The sequence below is a fragment of the Bradyrhizobium sp. genome (genome assembly GCF_035484855.1).
Classification (GTDB): Bacteria; Pseudomonadota; Alphaproteobacteria; order Rhizobiales; family Xanthobacteraceae; genus Bradyrhizobium.
The window spans coordinates 1-4,343 of record NZ_DATHOP010000112.1 but is presented as its reverse complement, the minus strand read 5'-3'; the positions used below and the strand labels follow the sequence as shown (position 1 = coordinate 4,343).

Annotated in this window: 5 protein-coding genes; 3 read left to right on the top strand and 2 right to left on the bottom strand. The window is 63.5% G+C overall.

Annotation, left to right across the window (positions count from 1 at the left end):
* From VK804_RS13295 to VK804_RS13285, 3 genes are all read left to right on the top strand, one after another.
* On the top strand, positions 1-300 hold a 300-nt coding region (locus tag VK804_RS13295), incomplete at its 5' end, for a TRAP transporter large permease subunit (protein WP_325371280.1).
* A gap of 23 nt (positions 301-323) precedes the next feature.
* Positions 324-1,973: an acyl-CoA synthetase gene (locus VK804_RS13290; RefSeq protein WP_325371279.1), complete on the top strand. Its 1,650-nt coding sequence runs from the start codon at positions 324-326 to the stop codon at positions 1,971-1,973.
* Positions 1,974-1,986: 13 nt separating this feature from the next.
* Positions 1,987-2,424: a DUF3617 domain-containing protein gene (locus tag VK804_RS13285; protein WP_325371278.1), complete on the top strand. Its 438-nt coding sequence runs from the start codon at positions 1,987-1,989 to the stop codon at positions 2,422-2,424.
* 301 nt (positions 2,425-2,725) lie between these two features.
* Here VK804_RS13285 and VK804_RS13280 read toward each other — a convergent pair whose 3' ends face one another.
* Both VK804_RS13280 and VK804_RS13275 read right to left on the bottom strand, forming a co-directional pair.
* Positions 2,726-3,532, bottom strand: coding sequence for an MBL fold metallo-hydrolase (locus tag VK804_RS13280; protein WP_325371277.1), 807 nt, complete (start codon positions 3,530-3,532; stop codon positions 2,726-2,728).
* Positions 3,529-4,320: a TatD family hydrolase gene (locus VK804_RS13275; RefSeq protein WP_325371281.1), complete on the bottom strand. Its 792-nt coding sequence runs from the start codon at positions 4,318-4,320 to the stop codon at positions 3,529-3,531. Before VK804_RS13275 ends, VK804_RS13280 begins: the two co-directional genes overlap by 4 nt.
* Positions 4,321-4,343: the final 23 nt, after the last annotated feature.

Genomic DNA, 4,343 nt, shown 5'->3' with positions numbered 1-4,343 from the left:
TTCACGATATTGGGCAGCGTGCTTGAGGGTATTCCGGCCATCGTGCTGTTCGGGCCACTGTTATTTCCGATCGCGAAGGCAGTGGGCGTCCACGAGGTCCATTATGCGATGATCATCATCCTTGCCATGGGCATTGGATTGTTCGCCCCGCCGTTCGGAGTGGGGTATTATGCCGCCTGCGCCATCGGGCGCGTCGACCCGGCTGAGGGCATTCGGCCGATCTGGGGCTATCTGCTGGCGCTGCTGGTGGGCCTGATCGTGGTGGCGATCTTTCCGTGGATATCGATCGGATTCCTGTAAGCGTTGCCGGATGGAGGGTGCCGATGAGTGGGAAGCAAAGCCAGTACGACATCGGTCTGGACAAGACGCCTGCCAACTATGTTCCGCTGACGCCGCTGAGCTTCCTCGCGCGCAGCGCCGCCGTCTATCCCGATCATGTCAGCACCGTCTATGAGGGTCGCAGCTTCACCTGGTCGCAGACCTATGCGCGCTGCCGGCGTTTTGCGTCATACCTTGCCAAACAAGGCATCGGCGACCGCGACACGATCGCTGCCATGCTGCCCAACATCCCGGCGATGAACGAGGTCCATTTCGCGGTACCGATGGCGGGCGCCGTGCTCAACGCGCTCAACATCCGGCTCGACGCGTCCTCGATCGCGTTCCAGCTCGATCATGGTGGTGCCAAAATCATCCTGGTTGATCCCGAATTTTCCGGCGTGATTGCGGAAGCCCTGACCCTGATGAAGGGGCCAAAGCCCTTCGTGATCGACGTCGACGATGCCGCTTTCGCAGGCGGCAAACGCATCGGCGAGATCGAATACGAGGACGCGCTGGCTCAAGGCGACGAGAATTTCGTCGCGCGATGGCCTTCCGACGAATGGGACGCGATCGCGCTGAGCTATACCTCGGGCACCACGGGCAATCCCAAGGGCGTCGTCACCCACCACCGCGGCGCCTATCTCAATGCCGTCAGCAACATCCTTGCGGCCGATCTCGGCCGGCATCCGGCCTATCTCTGGACCCTGCCGATGTTCCATTGCAACGGTTGGTGTTTCCCCTGGACCATTGCGGCCGCCGCCGGCGTCAATGTTTGCCTGCGCAAGGTCGATCCGACGAAAATCTTCGAGCTGATCCAAAAGCACGGCGTCACCCACATGGCGGGTGCGCCGATCGTCTATAATACCCTGATCAATGCGCCGGATGCGCCGAAGGGCAGCGCCATCAGGCACGTCGTCGGATTGATCGCGGGCGCGGCGCCCCCGGTCGCAGTTCTGGAGGGCGCCGAAAACATCGGCATCAAGCTGACGCATGTCTATGGCCTGACCGAGGTCTATGGCCCGGCCTCGGTCTGCGCCGAGCAGCCGGGCTGGGACGAACTGCCTGCCGATCAGCGCGCGCAGTTGAAGCGGCGGCAGGGCGTGCCCTACCCGCTGCAGGAAGCCGTCACGGTGATCGATCCGGAAACCATGTGCGAAGTGCCGCGCGACGGCGAGACCATTGGCGAAGTGATGTTCCGCGGCAACATCGTGATGAAGGGCTATTTGAAGAACGAGAAGGCCACGCGCGAGTCCTTTGCCGGCGGCTGGTTCCACACCGGCGACCTCGGCGTGCTCGACGCGCACGGCTATGTCATCATCAAGGACCGCTCCAAGGACATCATCATCTCCGGCGGCGAAAACATCTCCTCGGTCGAGGTCGAGGACGTGCTCTACAAGCACCCGGCCGTGCTGTTCGCCGCCGTGGTGGCAAAGCCCGACGGCAAATGGGGCGAGGTGCCTTGCGCCTTCGTGGAACTGAAGGACGGCGCGCGCGCCACCGAGGCCGAGATCATCGCTTATTGCCGCGGCCTGATGTCCGGCTTCAAGACGCCGAAGGCGGTGGTGTTCGGGCCGATCCCCAAAACCTCGACCGGCAAAATCCAGAAATTCATCCTGCGCAACCAGGTGGATTCGGCGAAAGCCATTTCGGCGTGAGTACCGTGCCCCAATGAACAGATTTTGCATGCTATCGTTTTGCGCGCTTGTGCTGCTAACGGCGCCTGCCGCAGCCGACGACCTGATCGCGGCGGGACAGTGGAAGGTCACCACCAACACCATGATCAACGGCGCCCCGCTGCCGCCACAGGTCAAGGCGCGCTGCCTCACGGCGGAGCAGACCGCCGATATCGGCAAGACCTTTGGCCCGGCGATGACGACGGTGAATTCGGACTGCGCGCGCACGGAGTATGATGTGACCGGGCAAAAGCTGAAATGGCGCCTGCAATGCAAGGGCCAGATCGACATGGACGTCGCCGGCGAGTTCAATTTCGACAGCCCCTCGCATTATACCGCAACCGTCATCACCAAGGGCTGGATGGGGGGCATGCTGACTAACGATGTGAAAACCGAACTGGAAGGCGAGCGCGTCAGCGAGTGCCAGCCGTGAAGGACGTCTCCCCTCCTCCCGCGAAGCGGCGGGGAGGGGTCGGGGGTGGGGGGTGCCTCAGCAAATTCGCTGTCAGAGGAGCAAGCCGATAGACCCCCCACCCCCAACCCCTCCCCGCCACGCGCAAGGGCGCGTGGAGGGAGGGGAGATTATCGCGCACGATTCCACGATCCCGGCCGCGGGCAAGCTGTAGGGCGGATTGAAGCCCAACAGCCCCGCGCAAAGCGCGGCGCATGGGCGTGATCCGCCGTTATGAGCGGCAAGCCGGGATGGCGGATTACGCCTTCGGCTTCAATCCGCCCTACGATTGCTGCTCCAGCGTCAGCTGCATGCCGTCATACGCCGGCACCACATGCGCCGGCAGGCTTTGCCGCAGCACCTCGTAGTCGAGGTCGGAATGCATGTTGGTGATGACGGCGCTACGCGGCTTGAAGCGGTCGATCCAGGCGAGCGCGTCGTTGACGCTGAAATGGCTGGGATGGGGCGCGTAGCGCAGCCCGTCGATGATCCAGAGGTCGAGGTTTTCCAGGTACGGCCAGCTCTCGGGCGGGATGTCGCTGACATCGGGCGTGTAGGCGGCGTCCGCGATGCGATAACCCAGCGCCGGAATGTTGCCATGCTGCAGGATGAAGGCGGACAATTTCAGCGGACCGCCCTTGCCCTCGATGGTGCGGCTTTCGCCGGCTTCGATCGAATGCTGGTTGAGGATCGGCGGATAGTCGCTGCCCGGCGGCGACACGAAGCAGTACGAGAACCTGTGCATGATGTCCTTCGCGGTCGACTGGTTCAGGTAGACCGGAATCCGCTTGCGCTGGTGCAGCACCACCGAGCGGAGATCGTCGATGCCGTGGGTCTGGTCGGCATGCTCATGGGTCAGGAACACCGCGTCGATGTGATCGACGTCGGCGTCGATCAATTGCTCGCGCAAATCGGGCGCGGTGTCGATCACGATCCGGGTGATGCCGTGCGCGGAAGCGCGCTCGACCAATAGCGAGCAGCGTCGGCGGCGATTCCTGGGGTTGTTGGGATCGCAGGCGCCCCAGCCAAGCGCCGGACGGGGAACGCCGGCCGAGGATCCGCAGCCGAGGATCGTGAGGGTAAGTGTCATCCCAACACTTTCGGCGCGGGCACCTTGCTGAACAGACGGAAAAAATTCTCCGTGGTTTGCCGAGAAATTTCCTCCAGCGAAACGCCGCGGGCCTCCGCCAGCACCTTTGCGATTTCGCCGACATAGGACGGCTCGTTGCGCTTGCCGCGGAATTTGCCGGGCGCCAGATACGGCGCGTCTGTTTCGACCATAATGCGGTCGGCGGGCAATTCGGCGGCGAGGTCGCGCAGGGCGTGCGATTTCTTGAAGGTGAGAATTCCCGTGAACGAAATCGAAAGCCCCATCGCGATCGCCTGCATGGCGAGCTCGCGGCCGCCGGTGTAGCAATGCAGCACCGCGCGGAAAGGCCCCTTGGCCATTTCCTCGTCGAGGATACGCGCACAGCCTTCGTCGGCGTCGCGGGTGTGGATCACCAGCGGCAGGCCGGTCGCACGCGCCGCGGCAATATGCGCGCGAAAGCCGCGCGCTTGCGCTTCCGGCGAGCCGTTGTCGTAGAAATTGTCGAGCCCCGCCTCGCCCAGCGCCACCACTTTCGGGTGTCGCGTCAGTTCGATCAGCTCGTCGGCCGAGATGCCGTCTTCCTCGTCGGCATGATGCGGATGGGTGCCGACGGAGCAATAGACGTTCGGATACCGCTCCGATATCGCCAGCAACGCGCCAAGCCGCCTTACCCGCGTCGAGATCGTGACGATGCGTCCGATGCCCGCGGCGGCGGCCCGCGCCACGATGCCGTCGAGATCGTCGGCGAAGTCAGGAAAATCCAGGTGGCAATGGCTGTCGACAAGCATCCCGTTGACCCGTTCAAGTCGCC